The organism is Tropicimonas sp. IMCC34011, from assembly GCF_003390865.1.
In the GTDB taxonomy this organism is placed as follows: Bacteria; Pseudomonadota; Alphaproteobacteria; order Rhodobacterales; family Rhodobacteraceae; genus Tropicimonas_B.
Genome location: NZ_QMEJ01000002.1, coordinates 13,420 through 39,116 on the forward strand (window position 1 = coordinate 13,420; position 25,697 = coordinate 39,116).

General features: G+C 67.8%; 25 protein-coding genes. 10 read left to right on the forward strand and 15 right to left on the reverse strand.

Annotation, left to right across the window (positions count from 1 at the left end):
* Positions 1 to 113 precede the first annotated feature (113 nt).
* Positions 114 to 1,136 carry a LacI family DNA-binding transcriptional regulator gene (locus DQG15_RS06440; RefSeq protein WP_116083806.1) on the forward strand — a complete coding sequence of 341 codons (1,023 nt, stop codon included), beginning with the start codon at positions 114 to 116 and terminating at the stop codon, positions 1,134 to 1,136.
* A 266-nt stretch (positions 1,137 to 1,402) separates the two neighbouring features.
* Here the strand turns inward: DQG15_RS06440 and DQG15_RS06445 are convergent, their stop codons facing one another.
* The 7 genes from DQG15_RS06445 to DQG15_RS06475 all read right to left on the reverse strand — a co-directional run bounded on the left by DQG15_RS06445 (position 1,403) and on the right by DQG15_RS06475 (position 7,881).
* Positions 1,403 to 2,209: a DUF1684 domain-containing protein gene (locus DQG15_RS06445; RefSeq protein WP_116083808.1), complete on the reverse strand. Its 807-nt coding sequence runs from the start codon at positions 2,207 to 2,209 to the stop codon at positions 1,403 to 1,405.
* Between the two features lie 25 nt (positions 2,210 to 2,234).
* Positions 2,235 to 2,987: an ABC transporter ATP-binding protein gene (locus tag DQG15_RS06450; RefSeq protein ID WP_116083810.1), complete on the reverse strand. Its 753-nt coding sequence runs from the start codon at positions 2,985 to 2,987 to the stop codon at positions 2,235 to 2,237.
* On the reverse strand, positions 2,984 to 3,793 hold the full coding sequence (locus DQG15_RS06455; RefSeq protein ID WP_116083811.1) for an ABC transporter ATP-binding protein: 810 nt from the start codon (positions 3,791 to 3,793) through the stop codon (positions 2,984 to 2,986). Before DQG15_RS06455 ends, DQG15_RS06450 begins: the two co-directional genes overlap by 4 nt.
* The gene (locus DQG15_RS06460; protein ID WP_116083812.1) at positions 3,790 to 4,638 is read right to left on the reverse strand and encodes an ABC transporter permease; all 849 of its coding nucleotides are present in this window, start codon (positions 4,636 to 4,638) and stop codon (positions 3,790 to 3,792) included. Before DQG15_RS06460 ends, DQG15_RS06455 begins: the two co-directional genes overlap by 4 nt.
* The gene (locus DQG15_RS06465) at positions 4,635 to 5,591 is read right to left on the reverse strand and encodes an ABC transporter permease (RefSeq protein ID WP_116083813.1); all 957 of its coding nucleotides are present in this window, start codon (positions 5,589 to 5,591) and stop codon (positions 4,635 to 4,637) included. Before DQG15_RS06465 ends, DQG15_RS06460 begins: the two co-directional genes overlap by 4 nt.
* A gap of 66 nt (positions 5,592 to 5,657) precedes the next feature.
* Positions 5,658 to 7,175: an ABC transporter substrate-binding protein gene (locus tag DQG15_RS06470; RefSeq protein ID WP_116083814.1), complete on the reverse strand. Its 1,518-nt coding sequence runs from the start codon at positions 7,173 to 7,175 to the stop codon at positions 5,658 to 5,660.
* A gap of 223 nt (positions 7,176 to 7,398) precedes the next feature.
* Positions 7,399 to 7,881: an Lrp/AsnC family transcriptional regulator gene (locus tag DQG15_RS06475; protein WP_116083815.1), complete on the reverse strand. Its 483-nt coding sequence runs from the start codon at positions 7,879 to 7,881 to the stop codon at positions 7,399 to 7,401.
* A gap of 145 nt (positions 7,882 to 8,026) precedes the next feature.
* Here DQG15_RS06475 and DQG15_RS06480 point away from each other — a divergent pair, with 145 nt between their 5' ends.
* Positions 8,027 to 11,467 carry an indolepyruvate ferredoxin oxidoreductase family protein gene (locus DQG15_RS06480; RefSeq protein WP_116083816.1) on the forward strand — a complete coding sequence of 1,147 codons (3,441 nt, stop codon included), beginning with the start codon at positions 8,027 to 8,029 and terminating at the stop codon, positions 11,465 to 11,467.
* 114 nt (positions 11,468 to 11,581) lie between these two features.
* Here DQG15_RS06480 and DQG15_RS06485 read toward each other — a convergent pair whose 3' ends face one another.
* Genes DQG15_RS06485 through DQG15_RS06500 form a run of 4 tightly spaced genes read right to left on the reverse strand, consistent with a single transcriptional unit; the run spans position 11,582 to position 14,352 of the window.
* Positions 11,582 to 12,733 (reverse strand): energy transducer TonB, encoded by a 1,152-nt coding sequence (locus DQG15_RS06485; protein WP_116083818.1) that lies wholly within the window; start codon positions 12,731 to 12,733, stop codon positions 11,582 to 11,584.
* 10 nt (positions 12,734 to 12,743) lie between these two features.
* Entirely contained in the window at positions 12,744 to 13,202 is a 459-nt protein-coding gene (locus DQG15_RS06490) for a biopolymer transporter ExbD (protein WP_116083819.1), read from the reverse strand.
* On the reverse strand, positions 13,199 to 13,666 hold the full coding sequence (locus tag DQG15_RS06495; RefSeq protein ID WP_116083821.1) for a biopolymer transporter ExbD: 468 nt from the start codon (positions 13,664 to 13,666) through the stop codon (positions 13,199 to 13,201). Before DQG15_RS06495 ends, DQG15_RS06490 begins: the two co-directional genes overlap by 4 nt.
* Positions 13,663 to 14,352: a MotA/TolQ/ExbB proton channel family protein gene (locus DQG15_RS06500; protein ID WP_116083823.1), complete on the reverse strand. Its 690-nt coding sequence runs from the start codon at positions 14,350 to 14,352 to the stop codon at positions 13,663 to 13,665. Before DQG15_RS06500 ends, DQG15_RS06495 begins: the two co-directional genes overlap by 4 nt.
* Positions 14,353 to 14,866: 514 nt before the next feature.
* Between DQG15_RS06500 and DQG15_RS06505 the strand changes: the two genes are divergently transcribed.
* From DQG15_RS06505 to grxD, 5 genes are all read left to right on the forward strand, one after another.
* Positions 14,867 to 15,766 carry a LysR family transcriptional regulator gene (locus tag DQG15_RS06505; protein ID WP_116083824.1) on the forward strand — a complete coding sequence of 300 codons (900 nt, stop codon included), beginning with the start codon at positions 14,867 to 14,869 and terminating at the stop codon, positions 15,764 to 15,766.
* A gap of 404 nt (positions 15,767 to 16,170) precedes the next feature.
* Entirely contained in the window at positions 16,171 to 18,330 is a 2,160-nt protein-coding gene (purL, locus tag DQG15_RS06510; RefSeq protein WP_116083826.1) for a phosphoribosylformylglycinamidine synthase subunit PurL, read from the forward strand.
* Positions 18,330 to 19,241: a hypothetical protein gene (locus DQG15_RS06515; protein WP_116083828.1), complete on the forward strand. Its 912-nt coding sequence runs from the start codon at positions 18,330 to 18,332 to the stop codon at positions 19,239 to 19,241. Before purL ends, DQG15_RS06515 begins: the two co-directional genes overlap by 1 nt.
* A gap of 89 nt (positions 19,242 to 19,330) precedes the next feature.
* Positions 19,331 to 19,573 (forward strand): BolA/IbaG family iron-sulfur metabolism protein, encoded by a 243-nt coding sequence (locus DQG15_RS06520; protein ID WP_116083830.1) that lies wholly within the window; start codon positions 19,331 to 19,333, stop codon positions 19,571 to 19,573.
* Positions 19,574 to 19,624: 51 nt separating this feature from the next.
* Positions 19,625 to 19,999: a Grx4 family monothiol glutaredoxin gene (gene grxD / locus DQG15_RS06525; protein ID WP_116084674.1), complete on the forward strand. Its 375-nt coding sequence runs from the start codon at positions 19,625 to 19,627 to the stop codon at positions 19,997 to 19,999.
* A gap of 161 nt (positions 20,000 to 20,160) precedes the next feature.
* Here the strand turns inward: grxD and DQG15_RS06530 are convergent, their stop codons facing one another.
* Genes DQG15_RS06530 through DQG15_RS06540 form a run of 3 tightly spaced genes read right to left on the reverse strand, consistent with a single transcriptional unit; the run spans position 20,161 to position 21,294 of the window.
* Positions 20,161 to 20,466, reverse strand: coding sequence for a hypothetical protein (locus DQG15_RS06530; protein WP_116083831.1), 306 nt, complete (start codon positions 20,464 to 20,466; stop codon positions 20,161 to 20,163).
* Entirely contained in the window at positions 20,463 to 20,855 is a 393-nt protein-coding gene (locus DQG15_RS06535) for a cell division protein ZapA (protein ID WP_116083833.1), read from the reverse strand. Before DQG15_RS06535 ends, DQG15_RS06530 begins: the two co-directional genes overlap by 4 nt.
* Positions 20,848 to 21,294, reverse strand: coding sequence for a hypothetical protein (locus tag DQG15_RS06540; RefSeq protein WP_116083835.1), 447 nt, complete (start codon positions 21,292 to 21,294; stop codon positions 20,848 to 20,850). Before DQG15_RS06540 ends, DQG15_RS06535 begins: the two co-directional genes overlap by 8 nt.
* A 245-nt stretch (positions 21,295 to 21,539) precedes the next feature.
* Here DQG15_RS06540 and tkt point away from each other — a divergent pair, with 245 nt between their 5' ends.
* On the forward strand, positions 21,540 to 23,555 hold the full coding sequence (tkt, locus tag DQG15_RS06545; RefSeq protein ID WP_116083836.1) for a transketolase: 2,016 nt from the start codon (positions 21,540 to 21,542) through the stop codon (positions 23,553 to 23,555).
* Between the two features lie 68 nt (positions 23,556 to 23,623).
* On the opposite strand, the gene DQG15_RS06550 is transcribed toward tkt, so the two are convergent.
* Complete coding sequence (locus DQG15_RS06550) at positions 23,624 to 24,019, reverse strand: DoxX family protein (protein WP_116083838.1); 396 nt, start codon at positions 24,017 to 24,019, stop codon at positions 23,624 to 23,626.
* Between the two features lie 95 nt (positions 24,020 to 24,114).
* Between DQG15_RS06550 and DQG15_RS18380 the strand changes: the two genes are divergently transcribed.
* Together DQG15_RS18380 and gap are read left to right on the forward strand one after the other, a co-directional pair.
* Entirely contained in the window at positions 24,115 to 24,255 is a 141-nt protein-coding gene (locus tag DQG15_RS18380) for a hypothetical protein (RefSeq protein ID WP_198665101.1), read from the forward strand.
* A 102-nt stretch (positions 24,256 to 24,357) separates the two neighbouring features.
* On the forward strand, positions 24,358 to 25,359 hold the full coding sequence (gene gap / locus DQG15_RS06555) for a type I glyceraldehyde-3-phosphate dehydrogenase (protein ID WP_116084676.1): 1,002 nt from the start codon (positions 24,358 to 24,360) through the stop codon (positions 25,357 to 25,359).
* Positions 25,360 to 25,697 lie beyond the last annotated feature (338 nt).

A 25,697-nucleotide genomic window follows, 5' to 3' on the forward strand; every position in this document is an offset into this window, starting at 1 on the left:
AGACGTACGCCCCTCCACTGGCGTATCGACTCAGCCTCCTGTAATCGATTACATCAGCGTCAGGACTTGCAGACAAGCCTCTTTCTTGCTCCGGAGCGGTGTAAGGAGACCCGATGAGCACTCGCGTCCGGATCGCAGACGTTGCAGCCGCAGCAGGCGTGTCGACCGCCACGGTCAGCCGGACGCTGTCCTCGCCCGGTATCGTCGGCGAAGAAACGCGGGCCCGCGTCATGGCCGCTGTCGCCGCCACGGGCTATCGGATCAACGCGGCCGCCCGGGATTTACGCCGGCAACAGCCGCGCGCAATCCTGGTTCTCGCGCCGAACCTCGCCAATACCTTCTTCAGCCGTATCATCGCCGCCATCCAGGATGTTGCTGGGCAAGCCGGGCTCGCGGTCCAGATCTCCGACAGCCGTGCTGGAACCGATATGCTTGAGACCATGGTCCAGGGTGGACGGGCCGACGGGATCGTGCTGCTCGACGGTGCCCTGCGGCCAGAGATGGTCCGCAATTGGAAATTGCCGGTCATCCAGCTGTGCGAATGGAACGACGATTACGCCCTGCCCGGCCTTCAGATCGACAATGCCGCCGCCGCCCGGGTTGCCGTCAATCACCTCGGGGATCTGGGGCATACGCGGATCCTGCATGTCGCCGGTCCGTCCGAGAACGTTTTGAGCCATGCCCGGCGAGCCGGGTTCGAGGACGCCATGGCCGCGCGAGGACTATCGCCCGAAATCCACCAGGGCGGGTTCACGATCGAAGCGGGCGCCGCAGCCGCACATGCATGGGCAAATATCGCCGATCGTCCGACGGCAGTCTTTACCGCATCGGACGAATGCGCCTTCGGGTTCATCTCCGAATGCTACCGGCTCGGCTTCAAGGTGCCGCGGGATGTCAGCGTGATCGGGTTCGACGATGTCGATTTCGCGGGCCATTTCCTTCCGCCGCTGACAACCATCCATCAGCCACGGGCGCGGCTTGGCCGGCAGGCCGCAGAGCGACTCGTCTCGGCCCTGCAGAGCGGCACGCCACTCGGCGCGGGCTATGACCAAATCCCGCCACATCTGGTCATCCGGTCCAGCACGTCGGCCTGTAGCGCCTCGAAACGGACCGCTGAGCAGTCCTTGAGGACGTGAAGGGCCTCTGTTGCACAAATCGGCTGACGGCCAAATCTCCCCTTCCCCAGGACGGACTATGCCGCAGCCATCTGTGATGGGTATGCCAAGCCCGGCGTAGCCGTTCAGGACGGCGATAGGGACCCGTAGCTCTGCGCCTCCTCCGCCGCATACTTCCGGCTGATCACTGCTGAAAAGGCGGGCACCCTCGAGACGTTCGCGCTTGCGGGCTGAGACCGGGGGAGCGCGTCACCCGGCTGGCGGGCGCGCGCCCCTCGATCGATGCGTCAGGCCCCGGCGTCCGATCCGCTCCGGACCCGCTTCTCTCCTGCTTCGATCCGCACGCCGAAGAGGTTCTCCCGCGGCGGCAACGGGCAGACGGCGTGGGAGGTGAAGGCGCAGGGCGGGTTGGTTGCGCGGTTGAAATCGATCACCACGCCGTCCTCCGTCACGTCCTCGCCGAAGACGAAGCGCATGTGTGCGTAGGTGTCGTCCAGCGAGGTCAGATCCCGGAAGACGAATTGCGGACGATCTGCGGTACCGTAGGTGGGCAGCATCGACATTTCGCGACCGGCGAACTCGAATCGCGCGACATGGGACACCGGCACCTCGGTCGGCACGCCGATGATCGTGTCGAGCGTGAGGGAGATGGGCTTCGGCAGCGGCTCCCAGCGGGCGGTGATGCGCAAGGCGGGATCCAGATCAAAGAAGGGGATCGGCGCCAGCCGTGCCGCGTTCTCAGACTGGATATCCCGGATGCGCAGCGCGCGCAGATCGTTGAGCGACGTGATCTCCATCGCGAACCGGTCGGTGCGCCAGGAGAAGCGGCCCGCCGCCCTGTCGAGCGGCATTTCCTCGCCTCCGCTCGTCACGAAGCGGCCGCTATCACCGTCCGTCAGCGTGAGCGTCCCGACCCGCTGCGGGCCCAGGGGCAGCACCACGTCATTTCCCTCGCCGCTGCCGATGGTCCATGTCCCCGGCGTGATCCACCAGCGCCCGAGCAGGTTCAGCCAGCCATCCTCGGCGGTCAGCTTGCTCATGCGGGTCTCGAACCACTCGGCATGAGCGGCGGCGAAGTCTGTATCGGCGGTCATCTCTGGGGGGTCCTGTCTGGTCATGTCAGGCGCTCTCCGGCATCCGCGGGATGCTGGAGAGCAGGCTTCTGGTATAGGCGTGCTGCGGGTCTGCAAGGATGCGGGCGGTGTCCCCGGCCTCCACGATGCGGCCCCGGTCGAGAACCACGATCCGGTCGCAGAGCGCGGCGACGACGCCCATGTCGTGAGACACGAAGACCATCGTCATCCGCTCCGAGATGTCCCGGAACAGGTCCACCACGCGCACGCGGGTGGATAGATCGAGGGCGCTGACCGCCTCGTCCGCCAGAACGAGCTCCGGCCGCGCGACAATCGCGCGAGCGATGGCGATCCGCTGCCGCTGGCCGCCGGAGAACTGCTCGGGAAAACGACCGAGGCTGTCCACCGGAAGACCCACAGCCGCCATCGCCTCCTCGGCCATGGCGCGGTGATCGCCCGGCACCTTGAGCGAGCGGAGCGGCTCGGTCACGATCCTGAGGATCCGGTGCGCGGGGTTGAGGGAGGAATAGGGATCCTGGAACACCGCCTGCACCCGGCGCCGGTAGCTGCGCATGTATCGCCCGCTCCTCGCGTCGAGCGGCTGGCCATCGAACAGGATGCGGCCGCCCCTAGGCGTATCGAGACCGAGGAGCAGGCGCAGGAGGGTGGACTTTCCGGACCCGCTCTCGCCCACGAGCCCGACATTGGAGCCGCGCGGCACGTCGAAGGTGATGTCCTCCAGCACGGGCCGGCCGGCGCCGTAGGCGAAGCTGACATTCTCGACCGACATCAGGCTCATGGGCGGCCCTCCAGGGCGCTGTCGAAGCGGCGCGCGGCATCGACGAGATCGTGGGTATAGGCGTCCTCGGGCTCTGTCAGGACGCGGGCCGTGCTGCCCCGCTCCACCGCCCGCCCCTGCCGCATGACCATCACGCGCTCGGCCACCTGCCCGACCACGGGAAGGTCGTGGCTGATGAACAGAAGCCCCAGACCCAGCTCCTTCACCAGCGCGTTGATGAGCTGGACGATCTCGGCCTGCGTGGTGACGTCGAGCGCCGTCGTCGGCTCGTCCGCGATCAGAAGCCGCGGCCGGCAGGCCAGCGCCATGGCGATGGCGACCCGCTGACGCTGGCCGCCGGAGACCTCGTGGGGATAGGCGCCGACCAGCCGCTCGGGCTCCGGCAGGCGTACCTGTTCGAGAAGCGCCATGACCTCGCGGCGGACCGCGCCGCGGCTTGCATCGTCGCCGCTTCGCTTCAGACGGCGCCGCACCGGCCCGGCGATCTGCGCGCCGAGCGGCATCAGGGGGTCGAGCGCGGTCAGCGGCTCCTGGAAGACGGTGGCGACGGCATCGCCCCTGAGACGCACCAGAGCCCGCTCCGGCGCACCCACCACCTGCGTTCCGCCAAGGCGGATACTCCCCGACGGACGGATCGCCGGCGGCAGAAGGCCGGTGACGGCCAGCGCGGTCAACGACTTGCCGGACCCGCTTTCGCCGATCAGCCCGAAGCGCTCGCCCGGCGCGATGGAAAAGGACAGATCCTCGACGAGGCGCGTGTTCGATGTCGCGAGCGTCAGCCCGTCGACGGTCAGAAGATCGCTCATCCCGCGTCCCTCCCGCTCCGGCCGAGCCGGTCCCTCAGCCCGTCCGCCAAGAGGTTGATCCCGATCACCAGGGCGAAGAGTGCAAGCCCCGGGAACACGGCGCCCCATGGCGCGGTGTAGACCGTGCTCTGGGCTTCCTGCAGCATCCGCCCCCAGGAGGCATTGGGCGGCGGCGCGCCGAGGCCGAGATAGGACAGCGACGCCTCTGCCATGACTGCGAGGCCGAATTGCAGCGCGAGGTTCACACCGAGGAAAGGCACGATGTTCGGAAGGATATGGAAGATCACGATGGCGCCCCATGAGGTGCCGGAGACGCGGGCCGCCGTGATGTAATCCTGCCCCAGCACCTGTTTCGTCAGGATCCGCGTGATCCGTCCGACGATGGGCGAGAGACCGATGCCGAGAGCGAGGATCGCGGTGCCGAGGGATGCTTCCTCCCGCGCGGCGACAACGAGCATGGCGATGAGCAACGTCGGGAAGGCGATCAGGATGTCGAAGACGGCGGCGAGTGCATCGTCCGCGAAGCGCGTGGCGAAAGCCGCGAGGATCCCGGTCACCATGCCGATCGCTCCGCCGATTGCGACCGCGCCGCAGCCGACGACGAGCGCGATCCGCGCGCCGATCATCAGCTGCGTGAAGAGATCCCGGCCGAGCCGGTCCGTCCCGGCCCAGTGCGCCGGGCTCGGCGGTTCGAGTCGGCTGCCCGCCATGTCCGAAAGGGCATAAGGCGTCCAGGCGAAGGAGATGAGGCCGGCCGCCACGATGACGCCGACGAGGATCAGGCCGAGCAAATAGGTCGCCCCGCCCCGGCTCCGGCGTGGCCCGGCGGCCCCTGCAGCGCTCATCGGCCACCCTCCTTGCGCAGGCGCGGATCGAGGACGCGCTGAAGTATGTCGGCAAGAAACCCGACCAGCAGCACGAGCAGCGTGGACACGATCAGGACGCCCTGCACGTTCGGATAATCCCGCTGCTGGATCCCCAGAAGGAGCATCGAGCCGAGGCCGGGGAGCGAGAAAACCTGCTCGACCACGACGGCGCCGAGGAAGGTCGTCGACAGCTCGATCCCGAGAACGGAAACCACGGGAACGGCTGCGTTTCGCAGCCCGTGCCGCATCAGCGCGCCGGTCCGGCTCTCGCCCAGCGCGCGCGCCGTGCGCAGGAAATCGGAATCGAGCACGTCCAGCGTCGCCGAGCGGACGTAGCGCATCAGGGACGCGGTCATGATGAGCGCGATGGTCAGGACCGGCAGGATCATCGACTGGACCGCCCGCCCCGGATCCTCGTAGCCGCGCAGGGGAAAGCCGCCGGATGGCAGCCAGCGAAGCGTCAGGGAGAACTGGTAGACGAGTAGGATCCCGAGCCAGAAGACCGGCACCGCGATGCCGACCTGCGAGACGACGGAGAGGACCAGCCCGTACCAGCGCCGTGCCTTCACGGCAGCGACGATACCGAGCGGGATGGCCAGCAGCATCGCGAGGAAGAAGGCCGCGAAGGTCAGCGGCAGCGTCACGCTCAGCCGGCGGGAAATCTCCTCGATCACCGGGGCGCGGGAGACGAAGGACTGGCCGAGGTCGAACCGCGCGAGATCGCCGAGATAGGCGACGAACTGCACGAGAAGTGACTGGTCGGATCCAAGCTGCGCCCGGGCCGCCTCGATCTGCTCCGGCGTCGCTCCGACTCCCACGAGCGCGTTTGCCGGATCGCCCGGCAGGAGCCGCAGGAGCACGAAGAGCACGATGGCGGCGGCGACGAGGGACAGCAGCAGGATCACCAGCCGCCGCGTCATGTATCCCAGCATGGATGGATCCAGTCTTCGAAAGCGAAACCGGAGCCGCCGCGGGTCGGGCGGCTCCGGATCGGGGCCTTACTCGGCCTTCTGGATGTCCGCCACGAAGAACTGGGAGTTCAGGCCGTTCAGCGGGTATCCCGTGACGTTAGACGTCGAGACGACGATCTGCGGATAGAGGTAGAGCCACATGCTGGCGGCGTCCTCGGCGATGATCTGGTTCGCCTCGGTCAGCATCTCCGTCTGCTCATCGATGCTGGAGACGCCCTCGGACTCCGAGATCAGACGCTGGACCTCGGCATTGTCGTAGCCCCAGTAGAAGTCCGGATTGCCGTAGAAGACGATGTCCCGATGGTTGACGTGCTCCTGGAGCGTCGCCTCGAAGTCCTGCTGCTGGTAGATCTTGGTGTACCACTCGTTGGCGGTGATGATGTTGATGCTGACATCGACACCCACCTCGGCCAGCTCGTTCTGCAGGAACTGCGCGACCACGGGGTGCGGGTCGTAATCGGGCGTGTCGAGGGTGAACGAGAAGCCATCGGGGTAGCCAGCCTCCTCCAGCATCTCCCGAGCGCTCTCGGGGTCGTAGGCGTTGACGTCCGTCAGATCGACGTACCACGGGTCGGTCGGCGGCACGAAGGAGCCGATGAGCGTGCCGTAATCCCCCCAGATCGCCTGCAGGAGACGCTCGTTGTCCACTGCGCGGGCAAGCGCCGACCGGACCTGCGGATCGTCGAACGGCTCCACCCGGTCGTTGTAGGCCATCAGTTCCTTGGTCGTGGACGCACCTTCGGACACGGTGAAGTCCGGATTGTCCGTGAACTGGGACAGCGCGTCGGGGCTCTGGATCGAGGTGATGATATCCACCGCGCCCGTCAGGAGCGCGTTGTTCTGCGCGGTGGCGTCCGTGAAGTACTGGAACATCACGCCGCCATTGGTCGGCGCGTCGCCCCAGTAATCCTCGAACGGCACCATGGAGAGCGCCGAACCGCGGCGCCATTCCTGCAGCGTATAGGGGCCGGTGCCGTCCTCGGCCGAACTGATGTCCTCTGCCGCGTCGTTCACGATCCAGACGTAGGAGAGGTTGTAGGGCAGCGATATCGACGGGGTCTTCAGCGTGACGACGACGGTGCCGTCATCCGGTGCTTCGACGCTCTCGATCACCGCGAGGCTGCTCTTGCGGGAGCTGGCCGAGCCCTCCGCCGTCACGCGCTCGATGGAGCTCTTCACATCTGCGGCGGTCATCGGCTCGCCCGAATGGAAGCTCACGCCGTCCTTCAACGTGAAGGTATAGGTCAGCCCGTCCTCGCTGATCTCGTAGTCCTCGACCAGCTTCGGCTCGACCTCGCCCTCGTCGGTGAGGACGAAGAGCCCTTCGTAGACGTTGCCGTTGAAGGCTTCGTTGATGCCCTGCCCGGCACCGGCGGTGTTGTCGAGGTTCTGCGGCTCGTAGAGCGAGCCGATATTGATGACGGCCTCGGGATCATAATCCTGCGCGAGGCCGGCAGCGGCGGACAGCGCCAGCGCGGACGCGGTCGTCATCGCCGCGAGTGCGTAGCCGCGGCCCTGACGAGACATGGTGGAGCGGATGGTCATGAATGTGCCCTGTAGTTTGGTCGGATTGTTTTCTCTCTCAGCAAGCAACCTAACCGAAATTTCTTCCGCCGCCACGTTGGGACGGACCAGAATTGGGCGCCCTCCCCTCGCGAGCCGGGCGCAGGCCTGCACGTTTCGTGGATTCCCTGCCCCGCGCGGTCACCGCTGCGCCTGCTCCGTAGCGGGGATCGCAGGCGGATCGCCCCGACGCGGGCGCACTGTATCAGGCCGGCTCGTCCACCGGGATCGCCGTGGTATGCTTGACGCGGCGCAGCACGAAGAGCGTGGAGGCGCTGGCGACGCAATCGAGTTCGTGCACCCGTCCCATCAGCACCGTTTCCAGATCCGCGATGTCGCGCACGACGAGGTGCACGAGGTAGTCCCAGTCGCCGGAGATCGAATAGACCTCGACGATGGACGGCTCGGCATCGACCGCCTTCTGGAAGGCCGCCCGGGCGGCGGCGTCCTGGGACTTCATCCGGACCTGGCAGAACGCATCCATCCCGCGCCCGACCTTTGACGGATCGACGAGGCGGACCGGCGCGCTGAGCACACCCGCCTCCTCCATCGCGCGGATCCGGCGCCAGACCGTGGCCGCGGAAGAGTTCACCTGTGCTGCGAGATCGCTGACGGGGATCGACGCATCTCTCTGCAGGGCAGACGCGATCCGAGCCTCCAACGGGCCGATAGTGAAATCCGATTTCAAAGTTTATGCTCCAGCCGAAACGGACCTGATGTCGTTGATTGATTTCTGCACAGACGAGGAATCGAATTTCAAGCGGTTCCGGCTACCATTTCCGGCAGCCACCGGCCCCGCCAGGGACCGTCAGCAGATCCGGGGAGGAGCCACGATGACCGACCAGACACCGATCCTGAAGGATTACGAGCTTCTGGACCGCTACACCCGCAGGGAGGGACGCGTCTTCCTCACCGGGACGCAGGCCATCGTCCGGATGGCGCTGGACCAGGCGCGGCGGGACCGCGAGGCAGGTTTGAACACCCGCGGCTTCATCTCCGGCTATCGCGGCTCCCCGGTCGGCGGGATTGATCTCGAGGTCTCCCAGAATTCAAAGCTCGTCAGCGAGGCGGGCGTCGATTTCATCCCGGCGGTGAACGAGGAGCTGGGCGCGACGCAGATCATTGGCACCCAGCAGGTCGAGATCGATCCCGACCGCACCGTCGATGGCGTCTTCGGCCTCTGGTACGGCAAAGGGCCCGGGGTCGACCGCGCCGGCGATGCGCTCAAGCACGGCAACGCCTACGGCTCCTCCCCACATGGCGGGGTGCTCGTGGTGGCCGGAGACGATCACGGCTGCGTCTCCTCGTCGATGTCCCACCAGTCGGACGTGGCGTTCATGAGCTTCTTCATGCCCACGATCAATCCGGCCAACGTCGCCGAATTCCTGACCTTCGCCGAATGGGGCTATGCGCTGTCGCGGTTCTCGGGAATGTGGGTCGGCTTCAAGGCGATCTCGGAGACGGTCGAGTCAGGCATGTCCTTCGATCTGCCGCAGGACCGCGTCTTCGCCGAGCCCGACTTCACGCCGCCCGAAACCGGGCTTCACTACCGCTGGCCGGATCTGCCGGGGCCGCAGATCGAGGCTCGGCTGGAGCACAAGAAGGCCGCCGTCCTTGCCTTCGCCCGCGCCAATCCAATCGACCGCGTCGAGTGGGACCACCCCGACGCGAGCTTCGGCATCGTCACCACCGGCAAGTCCCATCTCGACGTCCTCGAGGCCCTGCGCCTTCTCGGCATCGACCGTGCGCGCGCCAAGGAGATCGGGATCGACCTCTACAAGGTCGGCATGGTCTGGCCGCTGGAGCATGACGGCGCCCTCGAGTTCGCTCAGGGAAAGCGCGAACTCCTCGTCGTGGAGGAGAAGCGCGGCATCATCGAAAGCCAGCTGAAGGAATATTTCTACGACTTCCCCGGCCGGAAGCCCGAGCGGATGGTCGGCAAGCGGGACGAGACGGGCGAACGCCTGATCCCGTGGACGCAGGAACTCGGCCCCGTCATGCTCGCCCGCCACATCGCGGCGCGGCTGGAACGCAACTTCCCCGAGCTGGACCTTGCCGGAAAGGCCGAAGAGGTCGTTCCGCCACCGCCCCTCATCGATGTGAAGGGAGCGACGCGGACGCCCTACTTCTGCTCGGGCTGCCCGCACAACACTTCGACGAAGGTGCCCGAGGGCAGCCAGGCGCTGGCCGGGATCGGATGCCATTTCATGGCAAGCTGGATGAACCGCGACACCACCTCGCTCATCCAGATGGGGGGCGAGGGCGTGAACTGGGTGTCCCGCTCGAAGTACAACGGCAACCGCCACATCTTCCAGAACCTCGGCGACGGAACCTACTACCATTCAGGCTCCCTCGCGATCCGGCAGGCCATCGCGGCCGGCACCAACATCACCTACAAGATCCTCTTCAACGATGCCGTCGCGATGACCGGCGGGCAGGACGTGGACGGCCCTCTCACGGTTCAGGCCGTCGCCCAGTCCGTGGTCGCCGAAGGGGCGCGGAAGGTGGTGATCGTCTCGGACGAGCCGCAGCAGTTCAAGACCTCGGACTTCCCCGCCGGAATCGAGATCCATCACCGGCGCGAGATGGACCGCGTGCAGCGGGAGTTGCGCGAGATCCCGGGCACGACAATCCTCATCTATCAGCAGACCTGCGCCACCGAGAAACGTCGCCTGCGGAAGCGCGGCAAGATGGTGGACCCCAAGAAGTTTGCCGTCATCAATCCGCTCGTCTGCGAGGGCTGCGGCGATTGCTCGGTGGAATCCAACTGCCTGAGCGTGGAGCCGCTGGAGACCGAGTTCGGCCGCAAGCGGAAGATCAACCTCAACAGCTGCAACAAAGACTTCACCTGCCTGAACGGCTTCTGCCCCAGCTTCGTCACCGTCGAGGGCGGAACGCTGAAGAAGGGTGGCAAGGGGGCCGATCCGGCGCATCTGGACGCGCTCGCCGCGAAACTTCCGGAGCCCGCCCAGCCTGATCTGACCCGCCCCTGGGACATTCTCGTAACCGGCGTCGGCGGCACCGGCGTCGTCACCGTGGGCCAACTCATCGTCATGGCCGCGAACCTCGAGCAGAAGGGCGCCTCGGTTCTCGACTTTATGGGCTTCGCTCAGAAGTTCGGCCCGGTCCTGTCCTACATCCGGATGGCCGAGGCCGAGTCGGCGGTCAATCAGGTGAAGATCGAGCCGAGCTCCGCCGATGCACTGATCGGCTGCGACCTCGTCGTCAGCTCCTCTCCCAAGGCCTCGACGACCTACCGGAAGGGAGAGACCCGCGCCGTCATCAACACCGCCATCATGCCGACCGGCGATCTGGTGCAGAACCGCGACGCGGACCTCAACGCGGAGACCCGTCTCGCCGCCATCCGGGAAACCGTCCACGCCGGCACTCTCCAGACGCTGGACGCGAACGCGCTTTCGGAAGCGCTTCTCGGGGACAGCGTCTTCGCCAATGTCATGATCCTCGGCGCGGCCTGGCAGGCGGGGCTGGTTCCGCTCGGCCTCGAGAGCCTCTACCGCGCCATCGAGCTCAACGGCGTGAAACCGGACCTCAACAAGGCCGCCTTCTCCTGGGGCCGCGTCGTCGTGCATGACCGCGCCGCCGTGGAGCGCATCGCCGCGATCCCCGTGACCGAGGTGCAGACGCTGGAGGAGAAGATCGCGCGCCGCACGTCCTTCCTCGAAGGCTATCAGGGCAAGGCCTGGGCGCAGCGCTACGCCCGGGACGTCGCGAAGGTGGAAAGGGCGGAGACCGAGGCCGCCGGCGCCCCCGGCCCCCTGACGGACGCCGCGATGAAGGGCCTCTTCAAGGTGATGTCGTACAAGGACGAGTACGAGGTTGCCCGCTTGCATACCCAGACCGGCTTCTATGACAGCCTGTCCGACCGCTTCGAGGGCGACTTCACCATCAAGCACCACATGGCGCCGCCGTTCCTGCCCTCGGGGACCGATGCGAGGGGCCGCCCGTACAAGCGTGCGTTCGGTCCGTGGATGAAGAGCGCGCAGAGGGTGCTGGCGAAGATGAAGCCCCTGCGCGGCACCCCCTTCGACCCGTTCGGCTACACCGCCGAGCGTCGCATGGAGCGGGGCATGATCGACGAGTATCGCGCCCTGCTGGACCGCCTGACCGCCGGCCTCACGGCCGCGAACCGGGACGACGCGGCCCGCATCGCCGCCCTCGTCCTCGACGTCCGGGGCTTCGGCCCGGTCAAGGAAGAGGCCGCGGCGAAGGTCGAGGCCCAGACCCGCGCCGAGCTCGAGGCGACGGGGTTTTGAACGGCGAGGAGGAGCCGGGGCACCCCGGCTCCTCCCCGTGCTTGGCGGCGTTTGGCCTGCGCGGTCCGATACACAAGCTCAGGCCCGTGCCCTCGCGATCAGAGGGAGCGCTCTCTACCCCCTGAACGAGATCGGCAGGTTGAAGCTGTGCGCGTTGCCCGGAAGCTGGCTCGGGGCGGCGGGGAATCGGCCCGCGCGCTGGACGGCCTGGACCGCGGCCTGATCGATTGCAGCATTCCCGGAACTCTGGACGAGCCGCACGCCGGCGAGGCCGCCCGCCCGTGTCACCGTGAGCTGGACGACGGCGGTCCCGGAGGCGCGGCGGGCGCCGGACGGGTATCGTTTCCCCCGCTCCACGCGGTTCCGAATGGACGCGCCCCATTGCGCCTTGAGGTTCGCGACCTGCGCACTCGACAGCGTCGCCACGCTCGACTGCCGGTTGCCCCCTGCATTCTGGCCGCCGCCGCTTCCCGCGGCGCGCTGCGCGGCGCTCGCCGCGCTGGACCGGCTCGCCTGGCGCGCAGGCTCGGCGGGCTGCTGTTGTTGCCGCTTGGGCTGAGGCTGCGCCTCGGCGCGTTTCGGCTGCGGCGGCGGTGGCGGCGGATCGGGACGCTCCGGCATCTCGCGCGGCCGCGTGGCGACTTGCGCCGGCGCAAGCGGCGAGATGTCGTCCCGCTCAAGCAGCTCCCGCGCTTCCTCGGACAGCTGCACGGGCTCTTCGGCCGGATCGGTCTCGGGCGGCTGGTCCTCCGCCAGTTCCGGTTCGGGCTCGTCGGGTTCGGCTGCATCGGGCGCCTCGTCCGCCCGCAGCTCCTCCTCGGCCTCTTCCAGCTCCTCCTCGTCCGGCGGATCCTCCGGCGCCTCGGCGGTGGGCAGGGCGACGGTCTCCGGCGGCGGGGGCGCGGGGGGCGGTGGTGGCGGCGGAGCGAGGGCGGCCATCGTCTCGGGCGCGGGGGCCGTGGGCGTCCGGGGCGCGGCGCTGGCCGGGCGGCTCTCGGAAACGGGCGGTGGAGGCGGCGGGGCATCGACCATGTCCGGCGGCGGAGGCGCGGTCACCGGGGCGGGCTCGGACACATCGGGCGGCGTCTCCCAGGCCTCGACCATCGCGGCGACGGACGCGCTCGAGGCTTCGAGGGAGACGAGCGCGCTGCCACCGTCCCCGGCCGACTGGGCGCCGCCCTGGGGTTCGCGGAGGCCGAAGGCCGCGGCATGGATAGCAAGGGCGGCGGCCCCGGCGGCGATCATGTCGAACTTGGCGAAGCTCATCGCGAAGGCCTCATTCCAGCGCCGTGACGATCTGGGCACGCGGGAACCCGGCCGCGGCGATGCGCGGCAGGAGCGCGGCGAGACGCTCCCCCGGCAGGCCGAGATCGGCCCGGATCATCAGGACGGGAGGCTCGGCGCAGTGATCCTCGCCGCCCGCCTCGGCGGCATCCTCCGGCCGCACGTACGGCGACCCCTTGCAAAGAGCCTCGCGTTCGGCCGTCAGTGCCTCGAAGACGTCGTCCTCGCCCGTCGCGTCCTGAAAACCGAGCTGTCCCGAGGCATCGACATAAAGCGTGAGGGGCGCTTCGGCGGGCTCGTCCGAGGCGGAGTCGGGCGGTGTCACATCGAACGGTTCGGGCGGCGCGATCTGAGCGGTCATCAGGAAGAAGATCAGCAGCAGGAACACCACGTTGATCATCGGAATGATGCTCTCGCGCTCGGACTCGCGGATGGGTTCGTCCAGCATCATGGCCGTGCGCCCTCCGGGCCGTCGCCGCGCTCCACCGGCGCCGCTTCGTCCGCCCTGCCCTCATCCGCCGGGGCCTCGCCGGTGCCGACGAGAGTGAGGGAGGTGAAGCCCGCGCCGGACAGTTCCTCCATCGCGGAGACGACATGCTGGAGCGTCGCCCCGTCCCGCGCGCGCAGGACGATGGTATCGGCTTCGCTCTCGGTCATCTCGCCGAGTTCGGCGATCAGCGCCTCGGGATCCATCGCGATACCGTTGAGGCTGAGCGTTTCGGGGCGGATGTCCACGAGGCGGGGCGGACCGGAATACGCCTCCCCCTCCCCGCTCGACAACCGCAAGGGGACATGCATGTCGAGCCCGAAGCGGGACGCGAGCATGAAGAAGACGAGCAGCAGGAAGACGACGTCGATCATCGGCGTCAGGCTGGGCCTGCGCGGCCGCCTCGGCTCCTCCAGCGAGAACGTCATTGAGCGGCGACCCTGAGGCCGGCATCCGTCTTGCGCGGCAGAAGGATGCGGGCGCAGATATCCTCGATGTCCCGGCGCAGGCGGTCCACCTGGCTCTCGAACCAGCTTGCGGCCATCGTCGCCGGGATCGCGACGCCCATGCCCGCCGCGGTGGTCAGAAGCGCCTCCCAGATGCCGCCAGCGAGCGCCGCGGGATCGGCCCGCGAGCCGGCCTCCTGCAACGCCTGGAAGGCCGCGATCATGCCGACAACGGTGCCGAGAAGGCCAAGGAGCGGCGCGATGGTCGCGATGAGTTCCAGCAGCTTCAGGCCGGAGCGGGCGGCAGCGAGGCGTCCGCGGGCGACGCGGACGATGTCCCTCTCCGCATCGGCTGGCGTGAATTCAGGGCGCGAGAGCGCTTCGAAGGCGGTGACCGCGACCCGGGCCCGGGCGGAGCGGCGGTTCAGCACCCGCTCCAGCGCCTGGGCGTCCCGGCCCGCGCGCCAGTCGGCCACGGCGCGCTCGGTCCGGCGTCCGCCGCTCCACACGCCGAGGCGAAAGAGGTGGAGCACCTTCCAGATGATCACCGCGAGGGTCAGGACGGAGACGCCGCCGATGGTCCAGACGATCGGACCCCCCTGATCCATGAAATCGACGGCGCGCGCGCCGCCGCCACGGAGGAATGTCACAAGTTCGGTCAGGTCCATGGCTCGCGCTCCGCGCTCAGGGTTGGTCGTACCGCCGGGGTCGCAGGGCGGCGACATCTACCGGCAGCGCTCAAGAGCCCTGCTCCGGGCCACATGGCCTGTCGCCGTTTCCGGTCTCCGGACGATCGGTTGCTGGGCGCGGGCTTGCAACCGGCCGCAGACGTCACGCCGGCGGGCTGGCACGCCGCTCGTCGGGCGCGGCCTAGAATGACATAGTAATCTTGTCAACTTTGAACTTCTCGCGTCCCGCGCCGCCTCCCAAGACTCCCGCGGGTCGCCCGTTCGCGCCGCACTTTGCGACGCATCCGCATCCTGATACGAAATTAACGCCGATCCTCGATTTAAAGGCGGAGAACCGCACAAAGGACGGGCGTGCGGTCACCAAATCGCAAGGAGGCCGCAATAATGACGTGAGATCGGCACTATGCGTTTGATATCCGACAGGCGACCGGGGTAGCGACCTTCCAGAGCGACAGGGTGCGGAGCGTCTCCGCAGCGATATGGGCAGGGCAAGATGGACTGGGACAGGCTGAGGATCTTTCACGCGGTGGCCGATGCAGGCAGCCTCACCCGCGCCGGGGATTCGCTTCACCTCTCCCAATCCGCCGTCTCGCGCCAGATCCGGGCGCTCGAGGAGAGCCTGAACACCACCCTCTTCCATCGCCATGCCCGCGGCCTGATCCTGACCGAGCAGGGAGAGCTGCTGTTCGATGCGACACGCTCCATGGCCAAGCGACTCGAAGCGGCGTCCGCCCGCATCCGGGACAGCGAGGAGGAGGTCTTCGGCGAGCTGCGCGTGACGGCCACCACGGGTTTCGGCACGATCTGGCTCGCCCCGCGCCTGACCCGCCTCTACCACGAGCATCCGCAACTCAATATCGACCTGATGCTCGAGGAACGCGTGCTCGACCTTCCCATGCGCGAGGCGGACGTCGCGATCCGCATGAAGGAGCCGAGCCAGGCCGACCTGATCCGCAAGCGCCTGATGAGCGTGAGGATGCGGCTCTACGCCACGCCCGATTACCTCGCGCAGTTCGGCACGCCCGAAGACGTGCGCGAGCTGGAAAAGCACCGCCTCATCTACCAGGCGCCGAACGCGACGCAGGTCTCCGCCGGGGCGGCTCTGGTGCAGTATCTGCTCAGCCACGAGATCCCCTCCCGGCTGTCGGTGAACAACTACTTCGGCACCCTCCAGGGGGTTCTGAACCATCTCGGCATCGGCGTGCTGCCGAACTACGTGACCGAGACGGCGCCCCATCTTGTCAGGGTCCTGCCGGAGGTGGAGAGCAACGAAGTGCCGGTTTTCCTCGCCTATCCGGAGGAGCTGCGGCAGTCGAAGCGCATCTCCGCCTTCCGGGATTTCGTTGTCGACGAGATCCAGGTGATGCGGCAGCGCCTCGAGGACATGGCCTGACGGGCCCACATTTTCGGGATGGCGCCCCGTGCGGATCCGCGCGCAGACGGCTCGAAAAGGGCTGGACTGTGCGCCATCGGCAACAGATTGCCACCTCTGCTTCCTGCCGTCGCGAACGGGGTTGATCCCGCGCAGTACCCCCCCTAACTCCATGAGCATGGACGAGCGCTCCTAGAGTGCTTGTCTGTACCTCCCTGTTGGACTTGGGCCGAGACTTGTGTCTCGGCCTTTTTTTTGGCCCGCACCCTCTTTCGCGGTCTCCTCGAGGGGCGCGGCGAGGCCGATGCCCCGAGTGCCTGCGCCGTCCGTCGCACCGCCCGTGAAAAAGAGCGCGGGTTTCGCTTTTCCTCAGGCGCCCCCGGTTCTATGAACGCGCCCGGCGACAGTCAGCGAACGGGGCCACCATGCGCGAGCCGGATATCACCGAAGATCTCATCGCGGGCCACGGGCTCAAGCCAGAGGAATACCAGAGGATCCTTGAGATCATCGGGCGGGTCCCGTCCTTCACCGAGCTCGGCATCTTCTCGGCGATGTGGAACGAGCACTGCTCCTACAAGTCCTCCAGGAAGTGGCTGCGGACATTGCCGACGAGCGGTCCGCAGGTGATCTGCGGGCCGGGCGAGAATGCCGGCGTAGTCGATATCGGAGACGGACAGGCCGTGGTCTTCAAAATGGAGAGCCACAACCACCCCTCCTATATCGAGCCCTACCAGGGCGCGGCGACCGGCGTCGGCGGCATCCTGCGGGACGTCTTCACCATGGGCGCGCGGCCCATCGCGGCGATGAACTCCCTGAGTTTCGGGCAGCCGGGTCATCCCAGGACGCGCTCGCTGGTCCACGGCGTCGTCGAGGGCGTTGGCGGCTACGGCAACTGCTTCGGCGTGCCGACCGTGGGCGGCGAGGTGCGGTTCCACCCGGCCTATGACGGCAACTGCCTCGTGAACGCTTTCGCCGCCGGACTGGCTGATGCGGACGCGATCTTCTACTCGGCGGCGTCCGGCGTCGGCATGCCGGTGGTGTATCTCGGAGCGAAGACGGGCCGCGACGGCGTCGGCGGGGCGACCATGGCGTCGGCCGAGTTCGACGAGACCATCGAGGAGAAGCGTCCGACCGTTCAGGTCGGCGATCCGTTCACCGAGAAGCGGCTGATGGAGGCCTGCCTCGAGTTGATGGCGACGGGCGCCGTGATCTCGATCCAGGACATGGGCGCCGCGGGCCTGACCTGCTCCGCCGTCGAGATGGGCGACAAGGGCGGCCTCGGCATCAGGCTCGACCTCGACCTCGTGCCGGTGCGCGAGCGGGCCATGAGTGCTTACGAGATGATGCTGTCCGAGAGCCAGGAGCGGATGCTCATGGTGCTCCGTCCGGAGAAGGAAGCCGAGGCGCGGGCGGTCTTCGACAAGTGGGACCTCGACTTCGCCGTCGTCGGCGAGACCATCGCCGAGGACCGGTTCGTCGTGGTCCATGGCGGCGAGGTGAAGGCAGACCTTCCGCTCGGAACGCTCGCGGGCTCCGCACCCGAATACGACCGACCCTTCGCGGAGCCCGCCGAGGCCCCCGCGCTGGAGCCGGTGCCCGAGGCCGATCCCGTGGAGGCGCTCCGCGCGCTCCTCACGAGCCCGGACCACGCGCACAAGGCGTGGGTCTGGGAACAGTACGATACCATGGTGATGGCCGACACCGTTCGCGCACCGGGTCATGGCTCCGGCATCGTGCGGGTGCACGGGACCGACAAGGCGCTCGCCTTCACGTCGGACGTGACGCCCCGCTACGTCCGCGCCAACCCGCAGATGGGCGGGCGGCAGGCCGTGGCCGAAGCCTATCGCAACATCTGCGCGACCGGCGCCCGCCCCCTCGCCTGCACCGACAACCTCAATTTCGGCAACCCCGAGAAACCCGAGATCATGGGGCAGTTCGTGCGCGCCGTGACAGGGATCGGCGAGGCCTGCACCGCGCTCGACATGCCGATCGTCTCCGGCAATGTCAGTCTCTACAACGAGACCGACGGCGCTCCGATCCTGCCGACGCCGACCATCGGCGCGGTGGGCCTCGCCCTGAATCCGGGCGAGCTGATCGGAGCACGCGCGGCTGAAGGGGACGTCCTGCTGCTTCTGGGGCCGCAAGGGTCGCACCTCGGCGCCTCGGCGCTTCTGTGGCACCTCTGGGGCCGCGAGGACGGCGATGCGCCGGCGGTCGATCTCGAGCTCGAGCGGCGGCACGGCGAGTTCGTCCGGGCGAACGGCGCCCGGATGGCCGCCTGCACGGACCTGTCGGACGGTGGCCTCGCGCTGGCCGCGTTCGAGATGGCCGAGGCGGCGGGCTGCGGCGCCGAGATCGAGGGGGACGGACTGGCCGTGCTCTTCGGGGAGGATCAGGCCCGCTACCTGATCGCGGCCTCGGCGGAGGAGGCGGCGGCGCTGGCGTCGGCGGCCGAAAAGGCGGGCGTCGAACTGGCAGCCGTGGGAACGCTCGGCGGCACGGACTTCTCCCTGGGCGGCAGCCGGGCGCCGATGGCGGACCTCCGCACGGCCTGGCGCGGCGCCTTCGCTGAACTCTTCGGCTGATGGCGAAGGCCGCTCCGGTTCACCCGAAGCGCGTCCTTCTCCTCGTCGGCGCGCACAAGACGGCGTCCACCCATCTCCAGCGCGCCATCGCGGCGCAGAAAGCCGCCCTGCGGGATCTCGGCATCGGCGTTCTGGAGCCGAACGACGTCAGACGCTTCCTGGCTCCCCTGAGCTACCTGTTGCGCGATTACGGCTGGCGGCGTGAGCTGACGCACCTCGCCGTCGCCTCCGCGGGAGCGGTGTGCGGCTTCGCGCCGGAGACGCTCGTGGTGATGGACGAGAACATCCTCGGCGCGACCGAACCGCGCATGCTCTGGAGCGATGACGGGAAGTTCTACCCCTGGGGGCCCGGCCGCACGGCGCGGACGGCGGAACTGTTCCCCAAGTCGGAAATTTCGGTCGGGCTGGCGGTTCGCGACCTCGGCACCTTCCTGCCCTCCGCCTATGGCGAGGCGATCCGGAACGGCGCGCTGCGGACCTGGGAGGACTGGCTCGGCGGCACCGATCCGACGGAGCTGCGCTGGTCGTTCACGGCAAAGGCGCTGTCCGAGGCTGTGGCGACGGCGCCCCTCACGGTGTGGCGCTTCGAGGATTATCCGCAGATCGCGCCCCGTGTGTTGACGCAGCTCTTGGGACAGGACGCCGCCGCGAGGATTCCGCTGCCGCCGGAGCCTCAGCGCGTGGGGCTGTCCGCGGACGCCATCGGCGCGGTGCGGCGGCACCTCGAGGCCGGCGGCGATCCCGGGGATCGGGGGGCGCTGGAACGGGCGGTGAAGCGTCATCCTCGCGGCCTAGACGCGCCGGGCTTCAGGCCCTTCGACCGCGCAACGCTCGAGTGGCTGACGGAGGCCTACCGGCAGGACATCGACGCGATCGCCGCCCTGCCCCGCACCACCCTTCTCGCGCCCTGATAGCGCCCGATCGCGGCGATCCGCTTGCTCCTGCGCGGGGCGATCCCTACCTTGTGCACAACCAACACCGACACGCTGCGGAGACGACGATGGCAATGGAAGCGAATGACCTCGAGGCCCTGATCAAGGCGTCCTTCCCGGAGGCGACCGTCACGATCACGGACCTCAGGGGCGACGGCAACCATTACGCCGCAGAGGTCGTCGACGAGAGTTTCCGGGGCATGAACCGCGTCCAGCAGCAGCGCGCCGTCTATGCTGCGCTGAAGGGAAAGATGGACGGGCCGGCCGGCGAGCTGCACGCCCTGGCCCTTACGACGAAGGCGCCGGCCTGATCCCGAGGGGCCACCGCCTCACCTCACATGAATGCGAAGGACGAGATCCAGATGAGCACCACCACCGCCGAAGCCCAGATCAAAGAGACCGTGACGTCCAATCCCGTCGTGCTCTTCATGAAGGGCAACAAGACGATGCCGCAATGCGGCTTCTCCAGCCGGGTTGCCGGCGTGCTGAACTACATGGGCGTGGATTACGCCGATGTGGACGTTCTGCAGGACCAGGAGATCCGCCAGGGCATCAAGGATTATTCCGACTGGCCGACGATTCCGCAGCTTTACGTGAAGGGCGAGTTCGTAGGCGGCTGCGACATCATCACGGAGATGACCCTGTCGGGCGAACTCGACCAGCTCTTCGAGCAGAACGGCATCGCCTACGACAAGGATGCCGCCGCGAAGATCCGCGAAGCGAACGCGGAGGACTGAGCGGCGCTTTGCCGGCTCCACCGCGGTCAGGGCGCCCGTCCTTGAGGTGGGTGCGCTGAGCGTGGCGCGTGGGGGAGTCTGACGACGCGTCCCTTAGGACTGAACGAAACGGGGCGCCCGATGCCGGATCGGGCGCCCCGTTTTCTGTCAGGACAAAGGGATCAGGCTGGTTCGGGCGTTCCGAGCCGCGCCTCCATGATGGCGCGGGCAACCTGGTCCTGCGTGCAATCGGCGGTGCGGCCGGTCGCGATGCCCTCCGTACCGATGCGAACCTCGCAGCCTCCGGGATAGCGCATACGCGTCACGCCCGCCTCGCTGGAGACGAGTTTCGGGAGCTGCTGCTCGGGCGGGGCCTCGGCCATCGCGGCAGCCTCCGGATCGAGGATCCGGTCCAGCTTTCCGGGCTCGCAGGCGCCGAGTACGGCGATGGCGACGATCGGGGCGGTCAGGCGCAGGGCAAGGCTCATCCGGCTTTCTTCTCCAACAGGTCAGCGGCGCTTTCGGCGCGGGCAGCCATCTCGGACAGCAGCTGCGTCACGGATTCGGGGACGACGGGCACCTCAACGCGGCGGGGTTCCGGCGCGGGCGCATTGCGCATTTCCTCGATCAGGCGCTCTTGCCGGGCAAGGCTGTCCTCGGCGGCCTTGGCGCGATCCTCGAGGGCGGCGGTGCGATCGGCCAGCATGAGGCCGGCCATCAGCAGCATCCGGGTCTCGGGCACGCGGCCGAGCTGGTCCACCAGGGTACTCGCCTCGCGGTCCAGCATCTGGGCCGCGGCGTGCAGGAAGCGTTCCTCGCCCTCCTGGCAGGCGACGGTGAAGTCGCGTCCGCCGATCGTGATGTTCACCTCAGGCATCGAGCTGCTCCTTCACCAGGGGTTCGAGGGCGGCCAGGATCTCGTCGAGTTCGGCGCGGTCCTGTTCGCGCGCCTCGATCGCCTCCGTCGCCGCACGCTCCAGTTCGACCAGGCGCTCCAGCTGCTCCTCGTTGCTCGCCTTCAGCTCGGCGGCGTGATCGCGCAGCTGGCTATTTGCAGTCTGCTCGGCCTCCAGCGCCTCGCGCAGACGGCCGGCCTCGGCCTCGGCGGCTTCGGCACGCTGCGCATTCTCGCGCGACTTGATCTCGGCCTCGGCGGCGCGGGACGCGGCGATCTCGGTCGCCTGCTCGGCCTCGGCGAGACGCTCGGGGGTGATCCGCTCGTCCTCGTCCCCTGCCGCATCCGCACTCTCCGCGGCGGCGGCGATCCGGTCGAGCGCGGCGGCCAGGCGCCGTTCGAGCTCTTCGATTTCAGTCATCCATGCTCCCTCATCTTCAGCGCCCATACGCTCTGCCCGCTTCTGGCGGCAAGCCCCCGAATCGGCGCCGGGGTGGTTCCGGCCGATCTTAGCCAACGCATCCGGGGAATGCGCCCCCCTCCGCCCTTTCGCGCTCGCGAGAAGGCATTCATCGGCTTGACGCATCCCGAGGCACTGATACACCGCGAAGCGGCCGCGCCGGCAAGGCATGAGGCCCAAGTTTCTCGCAGGAAGGACCGCCCGCCGTGGAGATCGACGTTCTCAGATCCGCCTATCCCGATCACTGGAACAAGGCGGCCGCGATCCGCGCGCTCGCGCTCGACGCCGTTGCCGCGGCCAATTCGGGCCATACCGGCATGCCGCTCGGCATGGCCGATATCGCGACCGTACTGTTCGAAAAGCACATGAAGTTCGACGCGGCCAACCCCGACTGGCCGAACCGCGACCGCTTCATCGTCTCGAACGGCCACGGCTCGATGCTGCTCTACGCGCTTCTGTACCTTACCGGGTACGAGGACATGACGCTCGAGCAGGTGAAGAACTTCCGCCAGCTCGAGGCGATCACGGCCGGCCACCCCGAATACGGCCATGCCAAGGGAATCGAGACGACCACCGGGCCGCTCGGCCAGGGCATCGCGACCTCCGTCGGCTTCGCCATGGCCGAGGAGCACCTGCGCGCCGTCTGGGGATCGAAGATCTTCGACCACCACACCTACGTCTTCGCCGGTGACGGCTGCCTCATGGAGGGCGTGAGCCAGGAGGCGATTGCGCTTGCCGGCCACCAGAAGCTCGGCAACCTCATCGTCTTCTTCGACGACAATTCGATCACCATCGACGGCGAGGTCTCCCTTGCCGACAGCACGGACCAGAAGGCGCGCTTCGCCGCCTCCGGCTGGGAAGTGATGGGCTGCGACGGTCACGATCCGGTCTCCATCGACCACGCGATCAACGCCGCGAAGGCCTCCGACCGCCCGACGCTGATCGAATGCAAGACGCATATCGCCCTCGGCTCCTCCGCGCAGGATACCGCCAAGGGTCACGGCGCCCTGACCGATCCCGACGTCGTGCAGAACACCAAGGATGCCTATGGCTGGGGCTACGGCCCGTTCGAGATCCCGGACGAGCTGCTGCAGGAGTGGCGCGACATCGGCCGCAAGGGCGCTCAGGCGCGGGCCGAGTGGCAGGAAGCCTATGACGCCCTGTCCGACCGCAAGAAGGCGGAATTCGAGCGCACATGGGCCGGTGACGCGCCCAAGAAGCTCGCCGGTACGATCCGCGCCCTCAAGAAGCAGATCACCGAGGAAGCCCCGAAGGTCGCCACCCGCAAGGCGTCCGAGATGGCGCTCGAGGTGATCAATCCGATCATGCCCGAAACCTTCGGCGGATCGGCTGACCTCACCGGATCCAACAACACCCAGACGTCCGATCTCGGGATCTTCTCCCCGGAGAACCGCAAGGGCCGCTACATGCATTACGGCATCCGCGAGCACGGCATGTGCGCCGCGATGTCCGGCCTGAAGCTGCATGGTGGCCTGCGGCCCTACGGCGGCACGTTCATGTGCTTCGCCGACTATGCCCGCCCCTCGATCCGGCTCGCCTCCCTGATGCGGATCCCGGTGGTCTACGTGCTGACCCACGATTCGATCGGCCTCGGCGAGGACGGCCCGACTCACCAGCCCGTCGAGCATCTCGCGATGCTGCGCGCGACGCCGAACCTGCATGTGTTCCGGCCCTGCGACGGCGTCGAGACGGCGGAAGCCTGGGAACTGGCGCTCGGCCGGATGGATACGCCGTCCGTCCTCGCCCTCTCCCGCCAAGGGCTTCCCACGCTCCGTCTCGAGCACAAGCAGAAGAACCTGACGGCGAGCGGCGCCTACGTTCTCGCCGAAGCCGAGGGCAAGCGACAGGCGATCCTGATGGCGTCCGGCTCCGAGGTCTCCCTTGCCATGGCGGCGCGGGACCTGCTGCAGGCCGAGGGTATCGGGACGCGGGTCGTCTCCATGCCCTGCATGGACCTCTTCGCCGAGCAGGACGAGGCCTACCGCAAGCGCGTCCTTCCGGGCGGCGCGGTGCGCGTCGCCATCGAGGCGGCCGGCCCGATGGGCTGGGACCGCTGGCTCTCGGGCGAGCGCGGCCGCGGCCAGAAGGCCGGCTTCATCGGCATGGAGAGCTTCGGCGTCTCTGCACCGGCCGGCGACGCCTACGCCCATTTCGGCATCACGGCCGAGGCCGCGGCTGAGAAAGTTAAGTCCCTGCTCTGATCGGCAGGCCCCAGAAAACAGGGGGCGCGGCATTGCCTGCGCCCCCAACCCCCGGTTTCCGTCCGGATCTATGAGGCGCGCGCGCCCTGCCCCCTCTGGCGGCGCGCATCGAGCGCGAAGCGTCCGGCACCATGGGCGGCGAGAACGAGGCAACCGCCGGCGATGGCCCAGTTCTTCACGAAGATGGTGATCTGCCAGGGATCCTCCGGTTGCCAGTGGAACCAGCTCGTGACCGCGCAATAAGCGGCGAGGAGCGCCGCGACCGGGCCCGTACGCCACCCCAAGATGAGCGCAAGTCCCGCCGCGAGATTGAACGCGAGCGCAGGCCAGAGGAGCGCCTCGGGCAGCCCCCGCATGGCGAGAAGTGCGCGCGCGGGCTCCGGGTCCGAGATCTTCTGAACGCCGCCGCCGAGAAAGAGCAGCGCGATCAGGATGCGCCCGACGAGTGTTGCGAGATCGGCCATTCTGGTCTCCTTCCGGCGCGGTCCGCCCTTGTCGCGCGCGCGCCTGCGCGTCATTCAGGGGCCGTCCTCTCACCTGATACAAGGGCGCGCCGCCCGTGACCAATCGACTGGCCGTGATCCTCGGCATCCTGATCGCCCTCTTCGTCGCGGCCGATCTGATCTTCGACTGGGGCTGGTGCGTCTTTCTGGGAAAGGAGCTCCTGAAGCTCATCGAATGGGCCGCGTTCTGGCGTTGACGCCGCACTGCGCTTGACCTCGGCCCGCGAAACGGCATGGTCGCCGGCGACGAGGCGGCGCGCATCCTTCGCTCCGCCGGCATCGACAGCGGGAGAAGCAAGATGAGTGTCAAGGTCGCCATCAACGGGTTCGGTCGGATCGGACGCAACGTGCTGCGCGGGATCGTCGAGCGGGGCCGCGACGATATCGAGGTCGTGGCGATCAACGATCTCGGGCCGGTCGAGACCAATGCCCACCTGATCCGGTACGACAGCGTGCACGGCCGGTTCCCGAACGAGGTGAAGGTGGACGGCGACACGATCGACGTCGGCACCGGTCCGATCAAGGTCACCTCCATCCGCGACCCCAAGGACCTGCCGTGGGAGGGTGTCGACGTCGCGCTCGAATGCACCGGCATCTTCACCGCGCGTGACAAGGCCGCGGCGCATCTCGAGAACGGCTCCCGCCGGGTGCTGGTCTCCGCTCCCGCCAGCGGGGCCGACAAGACCATCGTCTACGGCGTGAACCACGCCACGCTCGGCGCGGAGGACAAGGTCGTCTCTAACGCGTCCTGCACGACGAACTGCCTGTCCCCCGTGGCGAAGATCCTGAACGACACGGTCGGCCTGAACCGCGGCTTCATGACCACGATCCATTCGTATACCGGCGACCAGCCGACGCTTGATACGATGCACAAGGATCTCTATCGCGGCCGCGCCGCGGCGCTCAGCATGATCCCGACCTCCACCGGTGCGGCAAAGGCCGTCGGCCTTGTCCTGCCGGAACTCAACGGCAAGCTCGACGGTGTCGCGATCCGGGTCCCGACGCCGAATGTCTCCGTGGTGGACCTCACCTTCGAAGCTTCCCGCGCGACCTCGGTGGAGGAGATCAACGACGCGATCCGCGCCGCTGCGGACGGGCCGATGAAGGGGATCCTGGGCTACACGGACGAGCCGCTGGTCTCCTCCGATTTCAACCACGACCCCCACTCCTCGATCTTCCACATGGACCAGACCAAGGTCATGGACGGCACCTTCGTGCGCATCCTGACGTGGTACGACAACGAATGGGGCTTCTCGAACCGCATGGCCGACACGGCCGTCGCGATGGGCAAACTCGGCTGAGATCGGCCCCCGCCCCTCTGAAGGGGCGGTGAAGCGCGTAGAAGGGCGCGGATCCCGGCCGGGGTTCGCGCCTTTTTCGTTGAGGCCGGTATATGATGAATGTCCGCAAGATCCCGGGGCACCGCGTGCGCTGCGTTGCGGGTCAATCTCGTTAACGAAGCATTAACCTCAACAGGAACCGGCGCCGCTGGTTCCGCCGTTTATTGGAGGGTTCCGCGGAAATCGGCCGACAGATAAACTGCTTCATTCTGGCGCACGTTCTTGTGACGGAATGTGCATTCGTAGTGAACTCTCTCCGCCTGATCCCGTTTGGCCGGTGTCTGCCCCTGAGGGGCTGA